The following is a 21,954-nucleotide window of genomic DNA, read 5'->3' on the forward strand; positions in this document are numbered from 1 at the left end:
TCTTTAGCGAAGTGATGTGAACTAAAGCTGTGCAACTAACAACAAACAACAATAAAAAATGGATTATCAAGATATAGAATTATTGCGTTTTACTACAGCAGGAAGTGTAGATGATGGAAAAAGTACGTTAATAGGACGCTTATTATATGATAGTAAATCAATTTTTCAAGATCAATTAGAGGCTGTTGAAGAATCGAGTAAGTCAAAAGGATTTGACTATGTTGATTTATCACTACTGACTGATGGTTTAAAATCGGAGCGTGAACAAGGGATTACCATTGATGTGGCGTACAGGTATTTTGCAACGCCTAAGCGTAAATTTATAATTGCAGATACACCTGGTCATATTCAGTATACCCGTAACATGGTGACTGGAGCGTCTACTGCTAATTTAGCTATTATACTTATAGATGCTAGAAAAGGAATGCTAGAGCAAACACATCGTCATGCGTTTATTGCGTCGCTTTTAAGAATACCTCATGCTATTGTTTGTGTTAATAAAATGGACTTGGTAGATTATAGTGAAGATGTTTATAACGGCATTGTTTCAGATTTTAAAGCATTTTCATCAAAATTAGGTATCAAGGATATTCAGTTTATTCCTATTTCAGCATTAAATGGTGACAATGTGGTAAACCGTTCTGAAAACATGGATTGGTATCAAGGCAGTACATTAATGTATCATCTAGAAACCGTACATATTTCTAGCGACCATAATTTAGTAGACTGTCGTTTTCCTATTCAATCTGTAATTCGCCCACATACATTAGATAATCAAGATTTTAGAGGCTTTGCTGGTCGTATAGATGGTGGTGTTTTCAAACCTGGTGATAAAGTGAAATCGTTACCTTCAGGATTTGTATCTACCATTAAAACTATAGAACTTAATGGTGAGCAAATTGAGGAAGCATTTGCACCAATGTCTGTAACCATGACCTTAGAAGACGAGATAGATAACAGTCGAGGTGACATGATTGTTAGAGAAAATAATGTACCAGAAATTGGCCAAGATATAGAAGTATTGGTAACATGGATGAGTACTAAGCCAATCCAAGCCCGAACAAAAGTTGTGGTTAAACATACCACAAATGAGTCTATTGGTATGGTGAAAGAATTGAAATATAAAATAGATATCAATACCCTACATCGTATGGAGGATGTAACTAGTATTGAAATGAATGATATAGCACGTATCTCTATTAGAACGGCAAAACCTATGTTTTATGATGCCTACAAAAAAAATAGACAGACCGGAAGTATTATTTTAATAGATGAGCAAACCAATGAAACCATTGGAGCTGGAATGATTATTTAATTTTTTGGGATACATGGATCAGAATTTAAAGTTAGCCATTGAGGCAGCAATAGAGGCAGGTAAAGAAATTCTAAATATTTATCACACAGAGGATTTTGCTGTAGAATTTAAAGGTGACAATTCGCCTTTGACCAAGGCCGATTTAGCGTCGCATAATGTTATTATGTCGCACTTAAAAGCATCTCAAATTCCTGTACTTTCTGAAGAAGGGAAGTCTATGTCGTATGAAGAAAGACAACAATGGCATCAATTATGGATCGTAGATCCTATTGATGGGACCAAAGAGTTTATAAAACGCAATGGTGAGTTTACTGTAAACATAGCTTTAATTGAAAATCAAAAAACGGTTATTGGTGTGATTTATGTACCTGTATTGGGAGAGCTTTATTTCTCCACTTCAGACATTGGAGCTTATAAAGTAGCGGTAAATCTAGAGGACTATAGTATCGATAGTTTAGTTAAAGCCGGTGTAAAATTACCATTAGAACGTGCAGATAAAACTTATACTATTGTTGCCAGTCGATCTCATATGTCTCCAGAAACCGAAGCCTATGTTAGTGATATGCGTGCGACACATGGTGCGGTGAATTTAATATCAAAAGGGAGTTCGTTAAAGTTATGTATGGTTGCCGAAGGTACTGCAGATTGTTACCCAAGATTTGCACCAACCATGGAGTGGGATACGGCTGCAGGCCAAGCTATATGTGAGCATGCAGGATTCTCGGTAATGGATTGGAATACAAAGCAACCGATGTTGTATAACCGAAAAGAATTATTAAACGCTTGGTTTTTAGTAAAGTAAATCTTACAAATAAAAAACGTTTCTCTATCCATAATTTGATTTGACTGATTTTAAAATCAAAATGATTTATATAGTCTTACTATTTTAGTAAATTTGTGCTAAACGAATTGGTTTTATCAAATCACTTAAATTGAAATAAATATTGATGAGTAAAGTTGCATTTATTACAGGCGTAACAGGACAAGATGGTGCTTATTTAAGCGAATTTTTGTTAAAAAAAGGATATGAAGTACATGGATTAAAACGACGTTCTTCGTTGTTTAATACAGATAGGATTGATCACTTATATCAAGATCCACATGTAGATCATCAAAATTTTTACTTACATTATGGTGATATGACGGATAGTACTAATCTTATTCGTTTAATCAAAGAAATTCAGCCAGATGAGATTTACAATTTGGCAGCAATGAGCCATGTTGCAGTCTCTTTTGAAATCCCAGAATATACAGGTAACGCAGATGGTTTAGGTACATTGCGCATTTTAGATGCGGTTCGTTTATTAGGTTTAGAAAGTAAAACGAGAATATATCAGGCATCGACTTCAGAATTGTACGGTAAAGTACAAGAGGTACCACAATCTGAAACAACACCATTTTACCCAAGATCTCCATATGCTGTAGCAAAAATGTATGCTTACTGGATTACGGTAAATTATAGAGAAGCCTATAATATGTATGCTTGTAATGGTATTTTGTTTAATCACGAATCTCCGATAAGAGGGGAAACTTTTGTAACACGTAAAATTACCAGAGCAGTATCTCGTATTGCATTAGGATTACAAGATAAATTTCATTTAGGAAATTTAGATGCGCAACGTGATTGGGGACATGCAAAAGACTATGTTCGTATGATGTGGATGATTCTACAGGCTGAAGAACCAGAAGATTGGGTGATTGCCACAGGAAAAACAACAAGAATTAGGGATTTTGTACATATGAGTTTTGCTGAGGTTGGTATAGAACTTGAGTTTAAAGGTACAGGAGAGGATGAAAAAGCCTATGTAACCAAGTGTAACGATCCAAAATATCAAGTTGAAATAGGTAAGGAAGTCTTAGCGGTAGATCCACGTTACTTTAGACCAACAGAAGTGGAGTTGTTAATAGGCGATGCGTCAAAGGCGAAAGAAAAACTAGGCTGGGAATGTCAGTATGATTTAGCTGATTTGGTAAAGGATATGATGGAAGGTGATATTAAGGTAATGCAAGAGCAACAGTACTTAGAAGCAGGCGGTTTTAAAACGATGAATTATTTTGAGTAATACAGCTAAAGATTCAAAAATATATATAGCAGGTCATCGCGGAATGGTAGGTTCTGCCGTGTGGCGTGCGCTAGAGGCTAATGGCTATACAAATATCATTGGTGAAACGAGTAAAAATTTAGATCTACGTAACCAACAAGCGGTAATTGATTTTATTAATGCGGAACGTCCGGATATCATTATCGATGCTGCGGCAAAGGTTGGTGGTATTTTAGCAAATAATGAGCATCCTTATCCGTTTTTAATGGAGAATTTGCAGATTCAGAATAATTTAATTGATGCGGCTCATAAAGCAAATATTTCAAAGTTTGTGTTTTTAGGGAGCTCATGTATTTATCCAAAGTTTGCACCGCAACCATTAAAAGAAGAGTATTTACTAACGGATAGTTTAGAGCCAACGAACGAGTGGTATGCCATAGCGAAAATTGCAGGTGTAAAAGCTTGTGAAGCTATTAGAAAACAATACGGTAAAGACTTTGTGAGTTTAATGCCAACCAACTTATATGGTCCACATGATAATTTTGATTTAAAAAGCTCACATGTGTTGCCTGCGATGATGCGAAAGTTCCATGAGGCAAAACCAACTAATGCTCCTGTAGAACTCTGGGGAAGTGGGACGCCAATGCGCGAATTTTTACATGTAGATGATATGGCAAAAGCTGTAGTTTTTGCGGTAGAAAACACATTGCCAGAACACCTTTATAATGTGGGTACAGGTACAGATGTTACTATCAAAACATTGGCAGAAACCATACAAGAAATCGTTGGTCATAAAGGCGATATAGTTTGGGATAGTTCAAAACCAGATGGTACACCACGTAAATTAATGGATAGTTCTAAATTAGAGGCTCTAGGTTGGCAACCAAAGTATACTTTAAGTAAAGGAATTGTTGATACGTATGATTGGTTTAAGGCCAATCAAATCGATTATAAAAAAATTAAAATGTAGGCGTCTATAGTTTTTATAAGGATATCAATACTTACATAATCAAAAAACAATTGCCATGAAGAATATTTTAGTAACTGGAGGTGCTGGTTTTATCGGTTGCCATGTTGTTAAGTTATTTGTAGAAAAGTATTCAGACTACAATATTATAAATTTAGATGCGCTTACCTACGCAGGAAATCTGGAGAACTTAAGTGCTATTGAGCATAAAGCAAATTACAAATTTATTAAGGGTGATATTTGTGATCAAGGCTTAGTGAAGGATATTTTTGAAAAATATGCTATAGATTCAGTACTGCATTTGGCGGCAGAATCGCATGTAGATCGATCTATTTCTAATCCATTTGAGTTTGCGAATACCAATATAATGGGCACCTTAACATTGTTGAATCAGGCGAAAGAAAGTTGGAAGAATGATTATACAGATAAATTGTTTTACCATATTTCAACCGATGAAGTTTTTGGCTCGTTAGGGTCGGAAGGCTTTTTTTTAGAGGACACACCTTATGATCCTAAATCGCCATATTCAGCTTCAAAAGCGAGTTCAGATCATTTTGTAAGAGCCTACCAAAATACGTATGGTTTACCTATAGTTGTGACAAATTGTTCTAATAATTATGGGCCAAATCAATTTCCAGAAAAATTAATTCCATTATTTATAAATAATATTAGAAATCAAAAACCACTTCCGGTTTACGGTGAAGGTCTTAATGTGAGAGATTGGCTGTATGTAAAGGACCATGCTAGAGCTATTGATGTGGTTTTTCATAAGGGGCAAATTGGTGGAACCTATAATATTGGAGGATTTAATGAGTGGAAAAATATAGACCTTATAAAGGTAATTTGTAAGGTAATGGATAGAAAATTAGGGAGAGCAGAACATACATCTGAAAAATTAATTGCCTATGTAAAAGATAGAGCGGGACATGATATGCGTTACGCTATTGATTCTTCTAAATTAAAAGAAGAGCTTGGTTGGGAGCCATCACTTCAATTTGAAGAAGGTATTGAGAAAACTATTGATTGGTATTTAGATAATGAAGCTTGGTTGAATAATATAGTTTCAGGAGATTATAAGGATTATTATAAAAAGCAGTATTCAACAGATTAAAATTTTAGTATTTTTTGTTGGAAGTAAAAGAGAAATCTTAAGTGACAATTAAGGTGTATTATAAATTAAGATAAATGAAAGGAATTGTATTAGCAGGTGGGTCAGGTACAAGGTTACATCCATTAACCATTAGTGTAAGTAAACAATTATTACCTATTTATGATAAACCAATGATATATTATCCAATATCAGTGTTAATGCTAGCTGGTATAAAGGATATTTTAATTATTTCTACACCTGTAGATCTGCCTAATTTTAAAAAACTATTAGGGTCAGGAGAAAAATTTGGTGTTAATTTTGAATATGCAGAGCAACCATCTCCAGATGGTTTGGCCCAAGCCTTTATTATCGGAGAAGAATTTATTGGTAATGATGATGTCTGTTTAGTGCTAGGCGATAATATTTTTTATGGCGCTGGACTTCAAAGTATATTAAAAGAGTCTGTGAGGACTGTAGAAGAGCAAGGAAAAGCGATTGTATTTGGGAACTACGTAAGTGATCCAGAACGTTATGGTGTTGCGGAATTTGATACAGATAAAAACGTAATTAGTATTGAAGAAAAACCCGAAGTGCCAAAATCAAATTATGCTGTTGTAGGTTTATATTTTTATCCTAATTCTGTAATTGAAGTTGCTAAAAATGTAACGCCTTCGAGCCGTGGAGAATTAGAAATTACGTCAGTAAATCAAAGCTATTTAGAGAGTGAGAATTTAAAACTTCAAATACTTAGTCGTGGTTTTGCTTGGTTAGATACTGGTACACATGAAGCTTTAACAGAGGCTACAGAATTTGTGAAAGCAGTAGAAAAACGGACAGGACTTAAAATTGCATGTTTAGAAGAGATTGCTATGAATTATAACTGGGTAACTAAAGCGTCAATTATAGCATCGACCGCAAGTCTAAAAGGTGATTATTATGAGTATTTGAAAAAGATTACGGCAAGACGATAGTAATATAAAGTTTATTATTTTATAAAAGCACTCGAGAGTTTAACATTGAAGAATTGTTTTAAGCTAGTTTACTTGAAATAGTGGTGTTGATTTAAAAATTGTAACAAAGAAAAATAAAGTTGTTATTGAACTTTAATTAAAATCAAGTGGCAGACAATCTTAAAAACAAAGTAGTAAGTGGTATCTCATGGAGTTTATTAGGGCAAGTAACCAATCAATTACTAACCTTTGTAATTTCGATAGTTTTAGCTAGACTTTTAGGGCCTGAAGCGTTTGGTCTTATTGGTCTTGTAATGGGAATAACAACAGTACTTAACGTTATTCAGGATTTTGGATTAGGTAGCGCAATAATTCAAAAAAGTGGTGTTACAAAAAAAGATTTTTCTAGTATATTTTTTTTCAACCTTGGTATAGGCATCATTCTTTTTATTTTTCTGTATTTTACTTCTGGGTTATTTGCCGATTTTTTTAAAGATAATCAACTTGAGTTTTTATTTCAATTATCTGCAATAGGGCTAATCTTTGGCTCAATGAGCAGTAGCCTAGGAAGCTTAATAAAAAAAGACTTAGATTTTAAGAAGTTAACAGTGATTGGCGTCTTTGTCAATGTTGTTTCTGGAGGCTTAGGTTTGTATTTAGCATACGATGGTTTTGGTGTTCTTAGTTTGGTGATAAGGAATTTAGTCAGTGCAGGATTGACGACTATAATTTATTGGGTTGTCTCTCCATTAAGACCTAGTATGTATTTCAGTTTAAGTAAGGTAAAGGGTTACCTAAAGTTTGGAGCGAATATATTAGGTATTAATTTTGTAGCGCGTATTTTTGAGCAAATTGATGTGTTAATAATCGGTAGATTTTACAATCCTGCCAGCGTTGGGTTTTATAATAGAGCGAAATCAATGAAAGTGTTGCCTTTGCTTACAATCACATCAGTGCTCAATAAAGTACTTTTTCCTGTTTATTCAAAAATTAAACATGACGAGATGAGACTCAAAAAGTACTTCTCATTTTCAATAGGCTTGTTAAGTATTGTGTATGTGCCAATAATGCTATTAATAGCTTTTTATTCTAAAGAAATAATATTGTTGCTATTAACAGAAAAATGGGCGGAAACAATTCCTTATCTTCAAATACTTTGTGTTACTGGCTTTTTTATGCCAATTAGTAGTGTGAGTAATAATATTTTAATTTCCAGAGGGAAATCTCAATTTAGTTTAAGGTATATATTGATTAAGCGTACTATTTATACTATAACACTTTTAATAGCTGCTCCGTTTGGGATATTTAGTTTTGTATTGGTAAGTGGTGCTTATGCAGGTATTACTGGTGTTACTGATTTGTTTTTTGCATCAAAAGAAATTAACTTAAAAATGAGTATCCCACTAAAGAAAATATTCTTACAATTAGCATATACTGTCGTAGCATTAGGTTTGGTTTATGTTCTCGTTTATTTTCTAAAAGATTATTATTTATTAAATCTAATATGCGGAAGTTTCGTATTTGGAGTATTATTTATATTTTTTAATTATAAATCTAAAAATGAGGATTGGATTGAAACTATGGTTTTTTTGAATCCGTATATTCGTAGCGTAAAGAAAAAAATTAAAGTTATTTTTGTAAGATAATGAAAAGACCAATTATTATACTTTGTTATGCACGTTCAGGTGGTACAATACTTAATAAGTGTTTGTCTAGTTTAACTGATACCATCGTGATGTCTGAGGTAAATTCATCAGGTGGTGGATCAGGCGTAGATGTGTTAAATCCCTTATATGATATTAAGAGTCAGGCGCATACTTGGTATGATATAGATCTAAAATCTGATTCTTTTTCTGATTTAGCTACAGAATTAAATGCACATTGTATTAATAACAATAAGCAATTAATTATTAGAGATTGGTCTATTGTGGATTTTGAACCGCTCAAAGAGAATAATGATAATCCAACGAATACATTCAGTATACTTGAAGATTTAAAACATCTTAACCCAATAGTAATTGGATTCGTTAGAAACGCTATAGATGTGTGGATTTCTCGAGGTCAACCAGATCATGTCCGTTTTTTTAAATATTATGAAAATTATATTACTGCTTTAAAGCAACTAAATATTCCTATCTTTAAATATGAAGATTTTACAAAATCTCCAGAATTAGTATTTAATAAGATGTGTGACGAAATGGGTATTGAATATGAGAACGTCATAAGTAGTGCTACATCATATAATAAAGTTAATGGAGATATTCAAAAAGGACAGAATAGTAGAGGTCAAAAGATTAGTAAGATCCGTCCAATGAATCGTCAGATTATTCCTTATAAAAGAATTAAGAACTTAAACGCTAATCCGTTAATGAAAAAAGTGAATAGCGAAATGGGATATGGTGTCAATTATTTTGATAATGTTCCGTATTTGACATATATAGGTAAAAGAATCGGACAATTTTATTTTAGACAAAAAAGAAAATTGAAATAAATGGTAGTCATTAATTTAAAAGGTGGTTTAGGAAATCAATTATTTGAATATGCTGCTAGTTTAGCAATCGCAAAACAAAGGAATCAAGAATTAAAAATTGATATAAAGTCTTTTGAGAACGATCCATATGGTAGGACATTTGGGTTAAATTCATTTAACATTGAGAATAAAACTTGTTCTAAAAGAGAAGTAAATAGGTTTTTAAAACTTTCTGTTTTTGAAAGACTAACTAATGCCTTAAAATCTAGAAATTCAAAACGTTATTACAGTTTAGGAGATTTAGAGGTTGATGTATCTATTTTAGAAGCAAATCCAAAGGATCAGTATCTTAATGGTTATTTTGCTAACCCTACTTATTTTAATGAAATTAGGGATGTATTATTGGAGAAAATAGCATTAAAAGACGAATTCAAAACGGACTTATTTAAGAAAAAGATTGAATGGATTCGTCAAAATAATTTTGTTTCGGTACATATAAGACGTGCAGATTATATATCTGATAAAGGAGCAAGTCAATTATTTGAAACTTTAGACCGTAACTATTATAACCGATGTATAGAGCATTTTAAATCTAAAAATGAGACGCCTACTAAATTTCTTTTTTTTTCTGATGATATTCCATGGGTTAGGAATGAATTTAAAGATTTAGAAAATATTTATTTTATTGAAGAAAGGGAATTATATAAGGATTATTATGATCTCATGTTTATGGCAGCATGCGACCATAATATTATTGCTAATTCAACATTCAGTTGGTGGTCCGCATGGTTAAATAAAAACCCAAATAAAACCGTATTAGCACCTAGAGCATGGTATCGAAATCAAGATTATCAGGCTTTCTTTGAAAAAACAAAATTTATACCTGAAACCTGGATATTAATATGATACCTGTAACCAAACCGTTTTTACCTCCAAAGGCTGAATTGTATGCTTTATTAGATGAAGTCTATGATAGAAATTGGCTGACTAATAGTGGACCATTAGTTAATTTGCTGGAATCTGAAATTCCTAAGTTTTTAAATTACAACGGACATTTTAGCTATGTCAACAATGGTACCATTGCTATACAGATTGCGATTAAAGCTTTAGAGCTCACAGGAGATATCATAACAACACCTTTTTCTTATGTTGCGACCACAAGTAGTATAGTGTGGGAAGGTTGTAAACCTGTTTTTGTAGATATAGAAGAAGGCTCTTGTAATATTGACCCTAGAAAAATTGAAGCGGCCATTACACCAACTACTACTGGCATATTAGCGACGCATGTTTATGGTAATCCTTGTGATGTAGAAGCCATTGCAGCCATTGCGAAAAAACACAATTTAAAAGTGATTTACGATGCAGCCCATTGTTTTGGAACCACCTATAAAGGAAAATCTATTTTTGAATACGGCGATATCAGTACAACGAGTTTTCATGCGACCAAATTATTTCATACCGTAGAAGGTGGTGCGTTATTTACGAATACTAAAGCTGTAGCGCACAAAATAAACTATATGCGCAATTTTGGACATAATGGACAAGAAGATTTTTGGGGTATTGGAATAAATGGAAAAAACTCAGAATTTCATGCCGCAATGGGTATCGCTAACTTAAAGCATATGGGCCAAGTGTTAGAAAAACGAAAAGCTCAGTGGTTGTTGTACAGAGCGCAGTTAGGAAAACACTACGACACTTTAGACTTAATTGATGAAACAGGCTTTAATTATTCATATTTTCCAATATTTTTTAAATCTGAGAAAGACCTATTGGCGAAGAAAAAATTACTAGACGATAACCATATTTATTGTAGACGCTATTTTTATCCAAGTTTAAACACATTAAATTATACAAAGACAGATACTATTTTAGAAGTGTCAGAGCAAAGGTCAAAAACAGTATTGACATTACCATTATATGATAAATTGAGTGAAGAGAATCAATTTCTAATTGTTAAAAATATTTTAAGTTGAAAGTAACAAACATTGTAGTATTCTGTGCAGGTCCGCAAACGCGAGTAATTATTGATATTTTACAAGATCAGCCAGAATATCAAATTGTAGGGATTATTGACTCTGTCATAGACATTGGCAATCAATTCTATGGCTACACGGTTATTGGTAGACAAAACGAGGTGAATGCCTTAGCAAAAACCTATAATTTCGAGGCTGGTATAGTAGGCTTAGGAGATAATTATTTGCGAGAAAAAGTAGTTCTTGAAATTTTAGAACAGAACAAGGATTTTACCTTTATTAACGCGCTGTCTAAATTTGCCTATATAAGTCCAACTGCTAAAATAGGTGTTGGTAACGTCATAATGCCAGGCGTAATTATTAATTCTGAAGCAAACATGTTAAATCATTGCGTTATCAATACAAATAGTTCTTTAGAGCATAACTGTAAAATGGAAGACTTTTCTTCTTTATCCGCAGGTGTTACCACAGGAGGCTATTTTAATTTGGGTAAATATTCTGCAATCGCTTTAGGTGTAACCATATTAGATAGAACCACAATAGGAGAAAACGTGGTAGTAGGAAGTGGTTCTTTAGTCGTTAAGGATTTAGAAAGTCATGGCCTTTACTATGGCTCACCAGCAAAACGTATTAGAGACCGAAAACCATTTGAACGATTTTTAAAATAATGGACATCTCAGGGCAAAATATAAAGGTTTCTATTTGTGTACTCACATATAATCAAGAAAATTATATAGAACAAAGCTTAGAAAGTTTACTAGGTCAGAAAACTAATTTTAAATTCGATGTTGTAATTGGTGAAGATTGTTCCACGGATAAAACAGCCACACGTATTAATGCCTTAGCTCAAAAACATAATAATATTACCTTATTAGACAATTCTAAAAATCTAGGTGTTTTACCAAACTTTATAAGAACCTTAAAAGCGTGTAAAGGAAAATATATTGCATTTTGTGAAGGAGATGATTATTGGATCGATGAACATAAACTTCAAAAACAAGTAGATTTTTTAGAGGCTAACCCAGAGTATGGAGGTGTATCTACCAACAACCGATGGTTCTACGAAAAAGAAAACACCTACGAGGATAGTATTTTAGAAGCTGAAACCATTACGTTTGAAAGCTTAGGGCAATCTAATAAAATAAATTCTCAAACGATTCTTTTTAAAAAAGAACTTATATCTAATTTAGATTGGATGACGCCTCTAAAAATTGGAGATTGGCCTTTAAATTTATTAATAACGAGTCAACAACCTTACTATAGACTTTCAGATGTAACAACAGTCTATCGCGTTCATGAAGGTGGTGTTCATTCATTATTAAAACAGGAAGCCAAATTAAGAAATGTATTAGACGTTTTAATGACCGTATTAGAACATGTAGACTTATCTCATGAACGACAAGGATTGATAAAAGAATCTATTGTTAATACGCTAGTAAAGCTTATAGCGTATAGGCCAAATGATATTAAATACTTGAGAAAAAAATACTTCGAATATGGAGGTTCTTTTTTCAATAAAACACTAGTAAAAAGTTATATTAAATGACATATTCTGAAATTTTTATAGGGCAAACAGCAGAAGTCGTACATACAATTACCGCAAAAGATATAGATAAATTTGCAGAATTAACAGGTGATGATAATCGTCTACATGTTGATGCTACCTATGCAAAAAAAACAGCCTTTAAAAAACAAGTAGCTCATGGTATGCTTGGTGCATCATTTATTTCTACCGTAATAGGAACAAAATTACCTGGCGATGGCGCACTTTGGTTTTCTCAAAGTTTAGAGTTTTTATTGCCAGTTAGAATAGGTGATACAATAACAGTTATAGCAGAAGTGCTTAAAAAAAATGATAGAGAAGAGAGTATAGAATTATCTACTGTAATTTTTAATCAAAATAAGCAAAAAGTAACCACAGGTAACGCTAAAGTAAAAATAATTCCATTTGAGAAAGAATTAGAAGACCACAGTGATCTATTAGAAGATGTACAAAAAACAGCCTTAGTAGTTGGTGCATCAGGAGGAATAGGTTTAGAAGTCACAAAACAGTTATTACAAGAAGGGTTTAATGTAATTGGCCATTATAATAGAAATAAAACGGGTCTAAATCATTTAAAGAACTCTTTAAAAAACCCAGAAAATTTAATGCTAATTCAGAGTGACTTAACTTCAGATTCAGGTGTGGATCAGGTTTTAGAATCTGTAAATCGTTATACAGATACATTAGATGCTTTGGTTTATACTTCTAGTCCTTCGATTCCAAATATTGATTTTCAATCATTAGATTGGCAAGATTTTGCCATACAAATAAAATTGCATGTAGAGATTCCATTTTTATTAACGCAACGATTAGAAGATCATTTATCTCATAAACAAGCTGGCGTTGTATTTATAACAACACAATCTATAGAACAGCCTTTTGCTAAACTAGCGCATTATACCACTGCAAAAGGAGCCTTATTAGGTTTAACTAAATCTTTAGCTACGGATTTAGCTAGTAAAAAGATAAGAGTAAATGCCGTGTCGCCAAGTATTGCAGACACCGATTTAAATGCAGATTTACCTAAAAAAATTAAATTATTGACCGCTGCAAAAACACCACTTAAACGCTTAGCAGCTCCAGAGGATATTGCACAAGCCATAGTGTTTTTAGCAGATTCAACAAAGAGCGGATTTATCACAGGAGAGACTATTAGAATTAATGGTGGTCAAGTGATGTGGTAACACATCAAAAAGTACATCTTATAAATATCTATACAATGAACAGTTATTTAGAACTTTTAAAAGCTAAAGCTCATTTAGTACCTAGTAATAACGCCCACACTATTGAACTTTTAGTCCTCAATAATATTACTACAAATCCTCTTAAAGATTATATAGAATACAATTGTGCGCTTAACCAAATCAAAGCAAATATTACATTCGGTGATTACGATAATATTTCTCAAAATGCTTTAGAGTTTGATTTAAACAATAAGGTGATACTCATTTTTTGGGAGCTTGCCAACTGTTTACATGGTTTAGAGTATAAAATAGATGGATTTAGTGTTGAGCATATTACTGCTTTAGAACAAAAAATTCAGTCAGAATTACGACTTACATTTGGCGCTATATCAAAAGCTTCTTTAGTGATAATGAATCGTTTTACGGCATTGCCATTTAGCTATCAACAAACCCAAACAGGAGCTTTAGAACAACTTGCGATGCGTCTTAATGCGTTTTGTGATCAATATGCGCCAAAATCCATAAAATGGATAAATACGGATAAATGTTTAGTGCAATCTGGTATTGAAAATTCTATAGATTTTAAAGGCTATTTAAAAAATAAATTGCTTTATAAGCATGGGTTTTATGTCAGCTATATGCGATTGATTCAGCCGTATTTTAATGCGGTAACTGGGCAAGTAAAAAAACTATTAGCTCTAGATTGTGATAATACTCTTTGGAAAGGAATTTTAGGCGAAGATGGTTTTGACCATATAGCAATGGATGAAAACACGTATAAAGGCCAATCTTTTGCGGCTGCTCAGTATAGAGCATTGGCATTGGGTAAAAAAGGAGTTCTTGTTGCATTAGCGAGTAAAAATAATCCTGAAGATGTCGATAAGGTGTTAGAAACCCACAGCGAATTAACACTTAATAATGACGCCTTAGTGGCAAAAAAAGTAAACTGGGAGCCTAAAAGTGAAAATTTAAAACGTTTAGCTGGTGAGCTTAATATTGGTGTGGATTCATTTGTTTTTGTAGATGATAGTGATTTTGAAGTGCAATTAATGCGAGACCAAGTGCCTTCAGTTCATACGATTCAGGTGCCAAAAAATGCAGTACAATATTATGTACAACAGCAACAATGGGTCAATTATTTTGTGCAACTCAACGAGACCCAAGAAGATGCTAAAAAACTAGATCAATATAAACAGAATGTACAGCGTGCTAATGCAGAAGGACAATCACAAAGTTTTGAAGCATTTTTAGAGTCCTTAGAGTTACAATTAACGATTCATAAAAATGACAAGACCCTTATTGCTCGAATGGCACAAATGAGTCAAAAAACTAACCAATTTAACTTAACAACGCCGCGATATACAGAGTCACAGATAGCAGCATTTGTAGACAGTGATGCATATGATTGTTTTGCGTTTAGTGTAAAAGATAAGTTTGGAGATAGCGGCATAACGGGTTTGTGTATTGTGCACTATATAAATAAGCAAACGGCACATATTGATGCACTTTTAATGAGCTGCAGAATTTTAGGAAGAACCGTAGAATATAGATTCTTAGACGAGGTGTTAACAGATGTTTTTTCTAAAACAGCGCAGTTAAATGCGACTTATAAAGTGACTAATAAAAATGCGCAAGTTGCAGATTTTTATTCAAAAATAGGGTTTGAACAAAGCGAACAAACTGAAACAATGTCATTATATTCAATGAAAAAGGCTACTTTTACAGCGGCTAACGCCTATAATTATATAACATTACATTATGCCTAATATTGAAGAGAAACTAAAAGAAATTATGGCTTTGGTATTTGAAGTACCAAAGGACATCATAAATGAAGATACAAGTCCAGATGATTTAGATAGCTGGGACTCTATTGGTTCTATTAATTTAGTTACAGCCTTAGAAGATGAGTTTGAGATTGAATTTGAAGAGGAAGATATTATTGAAATGCTGAATTTTCAATTGATTAAAATTAAAATTGAAGAAATAATAGAAGGGTAGTTAATCATTGTGATTAAATTACGGAATATCAACCTATCAGTACGGTTAGCTACATAGGTGCCTCACAAAATAATGATTTATAAGCATGACTGTTCGAGAAGCTACTCAGTTAGATTTTGAAGGAATTTATGGGCTTTTAGCACGTCTAAACAGCACGAGTTTTAGTAAATCCGATTGGCAAAAAATTGTGTCGGTAAATTTTAATGCTGAGCATACCCATTACGGGTATGTTTTAGAGGTTGAAAATAAGATTTTAGGATTTATTGGCACCATTTTTACTGAGCGAATCATAAATGGAGAAATGCATCGCTTTTGTAACTTTCACAGTTGGATTGTTGATCCTAGTGTAAAAACTGGTGGTATGGCATTGTTGTTAAAGGTATTGAAGCTTAAAGATCATGTTGTAACAAATTTTACAGCTTCTGAAGTGCCCTATAAAATTTTTAAGAGTTTAAAGTTTAGAGAAATAGAATATAAAAATTATAAGCTATTACCCTTGCAAAGTCATAAGAGTAGATCAAAAATTAAGATCTATAACATCAATGATCAAAATGCAGGACAACTACTTGGACAAGAAGAATTGAAATTATACAACGATCATAAAATATTTGAAAATACCCAGTTTTTATATTTAAAGCAAGATGACTTGTATTCTTTTGTTATTTGTAAAAAAAGAAGCTATGTGCCAAATGTTTTTAATAAAATCTCAATTTTAAAGTCCGCTCTTAAAGACATATTGGCTTTGTCTGAAATTCATTATATAAGTCATCCGGAAGTGTTTTTTAACGGGTTTTCTAATACAGGAAATGCTGTTAATATTTGTAGAAAATTAGGTTGGTCTATGGGTGTTTTAGTAGCAGATAGATATATCCCTAAGAATTGTGTGGTGAAAAAAAAATATTACCCGAGTAAAAGACCGTATGTATATAGATATGCAGATAATGATGAATTAATAGATACATTATATTCGGAATTTTTTATCTTAAATTTTTAAAATGAATACTACAAAAGGAAAGATTTTTATTAAAAATGCACTTTCTCCCTTTTTTCGTGGATTATATCAAGGGTTAGGTCAAATTGTTGTACTCCATCGTGTTATACCTAAATCAAAAGAGAAGCGACTTCGTAACACTGGTATAGAAATCACAGAAGCACACTTAGAGGACTTAATTGTTTATTTTAAAAAAAGAAATTATGATTTTATTTCTTTAGATGAATTGCCAGACTATTTGCAGGGAAACATAAAGAAAAAGTTTGTGATATTCACTCTCGATGATGGTTATGTAGATAATTTAACCCATGCGTATCCTATCTTTAAACGGCATAACGTGCCTTTTACAATTTATGTAACAACAAATTTCCCAGATAAAAAAGCGGTCTTGTGGTGGTACTTATTAGAAGATTTATTACTGAAGGAACAAAAGATCTCTTTTAATTTAAAAGAAGAAACGTATAATTTTAATCTTCAGAGTTATGCTGAGCAAGAAGAAACTTTTAATTTTTTGCGTCACCTCATTAAAAGTTATGAAGGTGAGGAACAATTAAATCTTATAAAGACATTATTTTCAAAATATAACATGCCTCTTTATGAAAAAGTAGAGCATTTGGCATTAAATTGGAATCAAATTATTGAACTAAATTCAGATCCATTAGTTACCATAGCAGCGCATACTGTAAATCACCCTTCATTTAAAGCTATAAGCGATAGTCAACTGTTGTATGAAGTTAATCAATCAGTAAGCATTTTAGAATCAAGATTAAATTCGCCAGTAGAGCACTTTGCATATCCATTTGGTTCGCCTGTAGAGGTTGGTATTAGAGAAGTGGAATTGATGTCTCAAACCAAAATTAAAACTTCTACGACAGGGAGAAAAGGTAATATTATGGCAGAACATCAAAACCATATGCATGCTTTACCGCGCTTATATGTGGGGCCGCAAACGACGGAACGTTATTTAAATGACTTTGTCAATGGTAAAATATCTTTTGTGTCAGGTTCAAAGCAACGCATTGTTACGGTATGAAAACAGGAGAAACTTTAGTGCTTTTTACATTACATTATCCTTATGGTAAGAAGTCTGAAACCTTTATTGAAAATGAAATTCAGCATTTAGCAGATGCCTTTAAACGCGTTATCATAATACCTAGGGAAAAGACACATACAGGTCAGCGTCCGTTACCTCAAAATGTAGAAGTCAATGATCTTTTAGTAGATAATGGTAAAGTGAAAAACCATTTTAAATACATATTAGGTTCATTTAATCGTATTAAGGCCGTTTTTAAAATTTATTTATATACGGTACTGAAGGATAAAAAAAGAGCCTACTATCTTAAAGGTGGATATTTTATCTATTATCTGGCCAATGCTTTAAATGAAGCAAAACTCATTGAATCATATTTAGAAAAATCAAAGTTGAATAATCCTATTTTTTATGATTATTGGTTTGTGAATTCAACATTGAGTTTAGCATATCTTAAATCGCAAAATAGAATTTCTAATCTGTATTGTAGAGCGCATGGGTTTGACGTGTTCAACGAACGCTGGGATTGTGGGTCTGTCCCTTTTAGGCAATATATTCTTAAAAATATTAATTCGGTATTTGCAATAAGTAATTACAACAAACAGTATTTTAATACTCAGCTAACTGAGGATAGTGAAAAAGTGCATGTAGCTTATTTGGGCGTGAGAGCGTATATATCAAATATAAAAATAAAACCAAAAACTGAAGATTCGGCGTCTTTTTTAATGGTAAGTTGCGCCAATCTATTTCCTTTTAAACAAATAGAAAGAATTCCAGAGTTGTTAAGTTTAGTACAATCTGAAGGGCATAAAATTAGATGGATACATTTTGGGGATGGGCCTCAGGAAAATGAAGTTTTGGAAGCCGCTAAAAAATTACCATCAAATGTTAGCTTTGAATATAAAGGTCATGTTGCAAATCGTGAGGTTCTGGAATTTTATGCGCACAATGATGTTGATTTATTTTTATCTTTAAGTCTAAAAGAAGGTTTGCCTGTTTCAATGATGGAAGCTCAAAGTTTTGGTGTACCAATTATGGCATATCGAATTTTTGGAATACCTGAGATTGTAAATGAAAGAACAGGGGTGTTATTAGATTTGGATGCGAGTAATGAAGAAATTTCATTAAAAATTACGGAGATATTAGATCAGAAAATACGTTTTAATATTACAGACATTAAGCAGTTTTTTAAAGACAACTTTAGTGCTGAGAGTAACTATAAAATGTTTACCCAATACCTTTTAGATAAAAATGATTAATAAACTTAAAAATAAACTATTTAATAAGGTTTATCTCTTATTGCGATTTGGTAATTTCGTACCCTTATCTAGTAAAGTAAAAATTCATCAAAAAACAAAGGTTTATGGCTCACGTCTAGATGGTAATATAGTAATAGATGAGGGGTGTTTGGTGGCAAGATGTGAATTGTATGGAGATATTGAAATTGGAAGATTTACAAGTTTAAATGGCCCCAATACAGATATTGTGGCACATGGTGGTAAAGTAACAATTGGTCAATTTTGTTCAATAGCCAGAAATGTTTCAATGCAAGTCAGTAATCATGCAATGTCTAGAGCGACAACTTATCCTATATTTAAGAATATTTTTAATGAGGAAGTAAATAATGACTTTATTTCAAAAGGAGATATTACAATTGGGAATGACGTTTGGGTTGGTGCACATTCTTTAATTTTATCAGGCGTAAAAATAAATGATGGCGCTATAATTGCGGCGAATTCTGTTGTAACCAAAGAGGTTCCTGCCTACGCTATCGTTGCTGGTTCACCAGCTAAGGTAATTAAGTATCGTTTTTCTCCAGAAGTAAGAGCGCAATTATATGCAAAAAAATGGTGGGATTGGCCCATAGAAAAAATAAAAAAAGAAAGCGATTTTTTTAAAAAAAACCTAGAATAGTCGTAGTTTTATAGCTATTAATTTTCTTCTTCTTGTTATTTAATTAGTTATGAGTTTAGTACGGGTTTGTGCCAACAATAACTAGTGTGTTTTTTGTGGTTTACACTAAATATGAGACTTATTAAATGTTGTTTTTAAAAAATATTAGTAACAAGTAGTATGAAAATTAGAAGGTATGATGTAGATGATATATTTGAGACTTTAGACCGCAGCCAAATAATACGTAAAACAGGTTCATCACGAGCTAAGTTTATCTGTATTCCTAGATACAATGTCTGTATCCATTTAAAAGGTTCTTCAATTCGATTTTTCTTTAAATATGTTTATAAGGTAAGAACATATAAGACTTATTTGATTTGGTTTTTTCTAAAAATGATTGCAATTCTACCAAGTGTACATTTTTTATTGAATATTTTGGGTATGCGACATAAAATAAAATCTATGAATGTAGCCAGTCCAATAGATTGGAATAAAATTGACGTCATTTATGTTGAATGGCATTTTTTCGGGGTCTTTTCTCATAGTCATAAAACGGTAACACATGTTTTAGCAAAAGAAGCTTATGCTGAGCGATTTCAAAATGAGCTTATTGCGCGTCAAATGGGCAATCAATTTAAAAACCTGTCTAAAGTATTTCCAAAACTTTTAAAAATATCTGATGATCCAAAATATTATGTTGAAGAGTTGGCGGTTGGCGCAGGTAAACAATTCATAGATGAATCTCAATTGGTCAGAGCTCAAAAAAAAATTAAAAAACTTAATCGTAAAACTTTAAAGAAGACAGTGTTAGATGCATATTACCTAGGTTTAATTAATAAGTTAGGTACGCTTAACAACGCGTCTATATTGAATGCTTTAGAGACCTTAAAGGCTTCAATTGAAAGGGACTATTTAAATAAAAATATTAAAATAGACTTAGCACTGGTTCACGGAGATTTTAATGCAGGGCAAATCTTATCTCAAGATGGAAACATCAAAATAATAGATTGGGGTGATGGAGGCTTATTCAATCGGTTTTTTGATTATATTTCTATTGCAATATACAAATCACCAAATCACACTTTTAGTTCTAAATATTTTCCTAATGAACTTTCTGTATTAAAACCTTTTTTCTCAAATAAATTGATGAAAGAAAAACATATGGAATTATATGTACGACTGACATTGTTAGAGATTTTAGTTATTTCAAAAGGAGAATTTGAAGCCAACGAAGGTGCTTATGAAAGGTGGCTTACTGCGGTAAACTATAATACTTAGTTTATTCATGCCTGGTAAAACAATAGGTCAATAGAGTCGATTTACCACTATATTTTATTGCGATGTAACATAAGCTATTGTTAAAGGTGAAGTGTTTTTTTTTTTAGAAGTTAAAATTTCTTTTTACAAAGTCAAATAAATGTTTTTATCTTACGTGTTCAATGTAATTTATTAAAGGTAAAATTAAAGCAGTTGTTTAATTTTTTGAGATTTAGAAAATAATATTAATATTTAGATTATTAACTATAACAATGTCATTAGTTTCAGTTATAATACCAAATTATAATGGTTTAAAGTATATAAAAGATACTTTAAACTCTATTTACGATCAAACTTATGACTACATTGAAGTTATCATTGTGGACGATGGATCTACCGATGGATCTTTGGAATATTTAATGTCAATTGATAAAGTTAATGTAAAAGTAGTGCGTAACCCTTCTCAAGGTGCGTGTGCGGCTCGAAATTATGGTTTACGTTTGTCAAAAGGAGACTATATTCAATTTTTAGATAATGATGATTTATTAAGCAGAGATAAAATTGCATCTCAAATGCATGCAATATCTAATGATGATAGGGCTATCGCAGTGTGTAATACAAGTCATTTTTATGAAACTATTGATACTGGTGTTATCACGGATTGGGACTTTCTATATACCACGGATAATCCGAAAGAATTTTTATTAAACCTTTATGGTGCAAATGGTGTTCAAAATATGGTTCAAACGAGTGCTTGGTTAGCTCCTAGGAAATTAATAGAGAGTACTGAGCCTTGGGATGAAACCTTAAGTAAAGATCAAGATGGGGAATATTTTTGTAGAGTCGTTTCTCGTGCATCGCAAGTGATTTATGTGCCTGAAATTATCAATCATTACAGAAAGCACGTTAATGGTAAAAATATTGCGAACCAAAAGCAACAAAAACATATTGACAGTCAATTAAGGGCTTTGGCTTCAAAAACGAAACAATTTAAAGGACTAGAGGGATCAATAGCCTTTAAAAACGCTATGGCCTTGCAATATAAAATTATAGCAATTGATGCATATCCAAGGTTTAAAGTACTTTCAAATAAGGCTATGGAGCTTTCAAAACAATTTGGAGGGTCTCAATATTTACCCGTTCTTGGAGGGAGAATTATAGAGATGATAAAAATTATCTTTGGATGGAAAGCAGCAAAATCATTTACGACTTTTGTTCATAAAAATCATTAGAAAAGGTGTCAATAAAAAT

The 21,954-nt window shown here is 32.3% G+C and carries 21 protein-coding genes; all 21 read left to right on the forward strand.

Going from position 1 to position 21,954, the window contains the following annotated elements:
- Positions 1 to 58 precede the first annotated feature (58 nt).
- The 21 genes from HNV08_RS12150 (at position 59) to HNV08_RS12250 (ending at position 21,935) form a co-directional block, all read left to right on the forward strand.
- Positions 59 to 1,315, forward strand: a complete 1,257-nt coding sequence (locus tag HNV08_RS12150; protein WP_173281602.1) for a sulfate adenylyltransferase subunit 1 — start codon at positions 59 to 61, stop codon at positions 1,313 to 1,315.
- A gap of 13 nt (positions 1,316 to 1,328) precedes the next feature.
- On the forward strand, positions 1,329 to 2,117 hold the full coding sequence (gene cysQ, locus HNV08_RS12155) for a 3'(2'),5'-bisphosphate nucleotidase CysQ (RefSeq protein WP_173281603.1): 789 nt from the start codon (positions 1,329 to 1,331) through the stop codon (positions 2,115 to 2,117).
- A 145-nt stretch (positions 2,118 to 2,262) separates the two neighbouring features.
- Positions 2,263 to 3,378, forward strand: a complete 1,116-nt coding sequence (gene gmd, locus HNV08_RS12160) for a GDP-mannose 4,6-dehydratase (protein WP_173281604.1) — start codon at positions 2,263 to 2,265, stop codon at positions 3,376 to 3,378.
- Positions 3,371 to 4,327, forward strand: a complete 957-nt coding sequence (locus HNV08_RS12165) for a GDP-L-fucose synthase family protein (protein WP_206677692.1) — start codon at positions 3,371 to 3,373, stop codon at positions 4,325 to 4,327. Before gmd ends, HNV08_RS12165 begins: the two co-directional genes overlap by 8 nt.
- A 55-nt stretch (positions 4,328 to 4,382) precedes the next feature.
- The gene (gene rfbB / locus HNV08_RS12170; protein WP_173281605.1) at positions 4,383 to 5,435 is read left to right on the forward strand and encodes a dTDP-glucose 4,6-dehydratase; all 1,053 of its coding nucleotides are present in this window, start codon (positions 4,383 to 4,385) and stop codon (positions 5,433 to 5,435) included.
- Between the two features lie 74 nt (positions 5,436 to 5,509).
- The gene (gene rfbA, locus HNV08_RS12175; RefSeq protein WP_173281606.1) at positions 5,510 to 6,385 is read left to right on the forward strand and encodes a glucose-1-phosphate thymidylyltransferase RfbA; all 876 of its coding nucleotides are present in this window, start codon (positions 5,510 to 5,512) and stop codon (positions 6,383 to 6,385) included.
- A gap of 146 nt (positions 6,386 to 6,531) precedes the next feature.
- Positions 6,532 to 8,010 carry a lipopolysaccharide biosynthesis protein gene (locus HNV08_RS16400; RefSeq protein ID WP_173281607.1) on the forward strand — a complete coding sequence of 493 codons (1,479 nt, stop codon included), beginning with the start codon at positions 6,532 to 6,534 and terminating at the stop codon, positions 8,008 to 8,010.
- Positions 8,010 to 8,855, forward strand: a complete 846-nt coding sequence (locus HNV08_RS12185; RefSeq protein ID WP_173281608.1) for a hypothetical protein — start codon at positions 8,010 to 8,012, stop codon at positions 8,853 to 8,855. Before HNV08_RS16400 ends, HNV08_RS12185 begins: the two co-directional genes overlap by 1 nt.
- Positions 8,856 to 9,740 carry an alpha-1,2-fucosyltransferase gene (locus HNV08_RS12190; RefSeq protein ID WP_173281609.1) on the forward strand — a complete coding sequence of 295 codons (885 nt, stop codon included), beginning with the start codon at positions 8,856 to 8,858 and terminating at the stop codon, positions 9,738 to 9,740. It begins immediately after the preceding gene.
- Positions 9,737 to 10,807 carry a DegT/DnrJ/EryC1/StrS family aminotransferase gene (locus HNV08_RS12195; RefSeq protein WP_173281610.1) on the forward strand — a complete coding sequence of 357 codons (1,071 nt, stop codon included), beginning with the start codon at positions 9,737 to 9,739 and terminating at the stop codon, positions 10,805 to 10,807. The genes HNV08_RS12190 and HNV08_RS12195 overlap by 4 nt, the downstream gene beginning before the upstream one ends.
- On the forward strand, positions 10,804 to 11,475 hold the full coding sequence (locus HNV08_RS12200) for a NeuD/PglB/VioB family sugar acetyltransferase (RefSeq protein ID WP_173281611.1): 672 nt from the start codon (positions 10,804 to 10,806) through the stop codon (positions 11,473 to 11,475). The genes HNV08_RS12195 and HNV08_RS12200 overlap by 4 nt, the downstream gene beginning before the upstream one ends.
- A complete protein-coding gene (locus HNV08_RS12205; RefSeq protein WP_173281612.1) occupies positions 11,475 to 12,353 on the forward strand; it encodes a glycosyltransferase family 2 protein in 879 nt (292 codons plus the stop codon). The genes HNV08_RS12200 and HNV08_RS12205 overlap by 1 nt, the downstream gene beginning before the upstream one ends.
- Positions 12,350 to 13,534 (forward strand): SDR family oxidoreductase, encoded by a 1,185-nt coding sequence (locus tag HNV08_RS12210; RefSeq protein WP_173281613.1) that lies wholly within the window; start codon positions 12,350 to 12,352, stop codon positions 13,532 to 13,534. Before HNV08_RS12205 ends, HNV08_RS12210 begins: the two co-directional genes overlap by 4 nt.
- 35 nt (positions 13,535 to 13,569) lie before the next feature.
- Positions 13,570 to 15,300, forward strand: a complete 1,731-nt coding sequence (locus tag HNV08_RS12215; protein WP_173281614.1) for an HAD-IIIC family phosphatase — start codon at positions 13,570 to 13,572, stop codon at positions 15,298 to 15,300.
- A complete protein-coding gene (locus HNV08_RS12220; RefSeq protein ID WP_194242011.1) occupies positions 15,293 to 15,532 on the forward strand; it encodes an acyl carrier protein in 240 nt (79 codons plus the stop codon). The genes HNV08_RS12215 and HNV08_RS12220 overlap by 8 nt, the downstream gene beginning before the upstream one ends.
- 85 nt (positions 15,533 to 15,617) lie before the next feature.
- A complete protein-coding gene (locus HNV08_RS12225; RefSeq protein WP_173281615.1) occupies positions 15,618 to 16,526 on the forward strand; it encodes a hypothetical protein in 909 nt (302 codons plus the stop codon).
- A gap of 1 nt (position 16,527) precedes the next feature.
- Positions 16,528 to 17,556 carry a polysaccharide deacetylase family protein gene (locus tag HNV08_RS12230; RefSeq protein WP_173281616.1) on the forward strand — a complete coding sequence of 343 codons (1,029 nt, stop codon included), beginning with the start codon at positions 16,528 to 16,530 and terminating at the stop codon, positions 17,554 to 17,556.
- Positions 17,553 to 18,812, forward strand: coding sequence for a glycosyltransferase (locus HNV08_RS12235; RefSeq protein WP_173281617.1), 1,260 nt, complete (start codon positions 17,553 to 17,555; stop codon positions 18,810 to 18,812). Before HNV08_RS12230 ends, HNV08_RS12235 begins: the two co-directional genes overlap by 4 nt.
- Entirely contained in the window at positions 18,805 to 19,467 is a 663-nt protein-coding gene (locus HNV08_RS16365; RefSeq protein ID WP_194242012.1) for a CatB-related O-acetyltransferase, read from the forward strand. The genes HNV08_RS12235 and HNV08_RS16365 overlap by 8 nt, the downstream gene beginning before the upstream one ends.
- Before the next feature lie 159 nt (positions 19,468 to 19,626).
- A complete protein-coding gene (locus HNV08_RS12245) occupies positions 19,627 to 20,724 on the forward strand; it encodes a phosphotransferase family protein (protein WP_173281618.1) in 1,098 nt (365 codons plus the stop codon).
- Between the two features lie 251 nt (positions 20,725 to 20,975).
- Positions 20,976 to 21,935 carry a glycosyltransferase family 2 protein gene (locus HNV08_RS12250; protein WP_173281619.1) on the forward strand — a complete coding sequence of 320 codons (960 nt, stop codon included), beginning with the start codon at positions 20,976 to 20,978 and terminating at the stop codon, positions 21,933 to 21,935.
- Positions 21,936 to 21,954 lie beyond the last annotated feature (19 nt).

This window comes from Winogradskyella eckloniae (genome assembly GCF_013249045.1).
GTDB lineage: Bacteria > Bacteroidota > Bacteroidia > Flavobacteriales > Flavobacteriaceae > Winogradskyella > Winogradskyella eckloniae.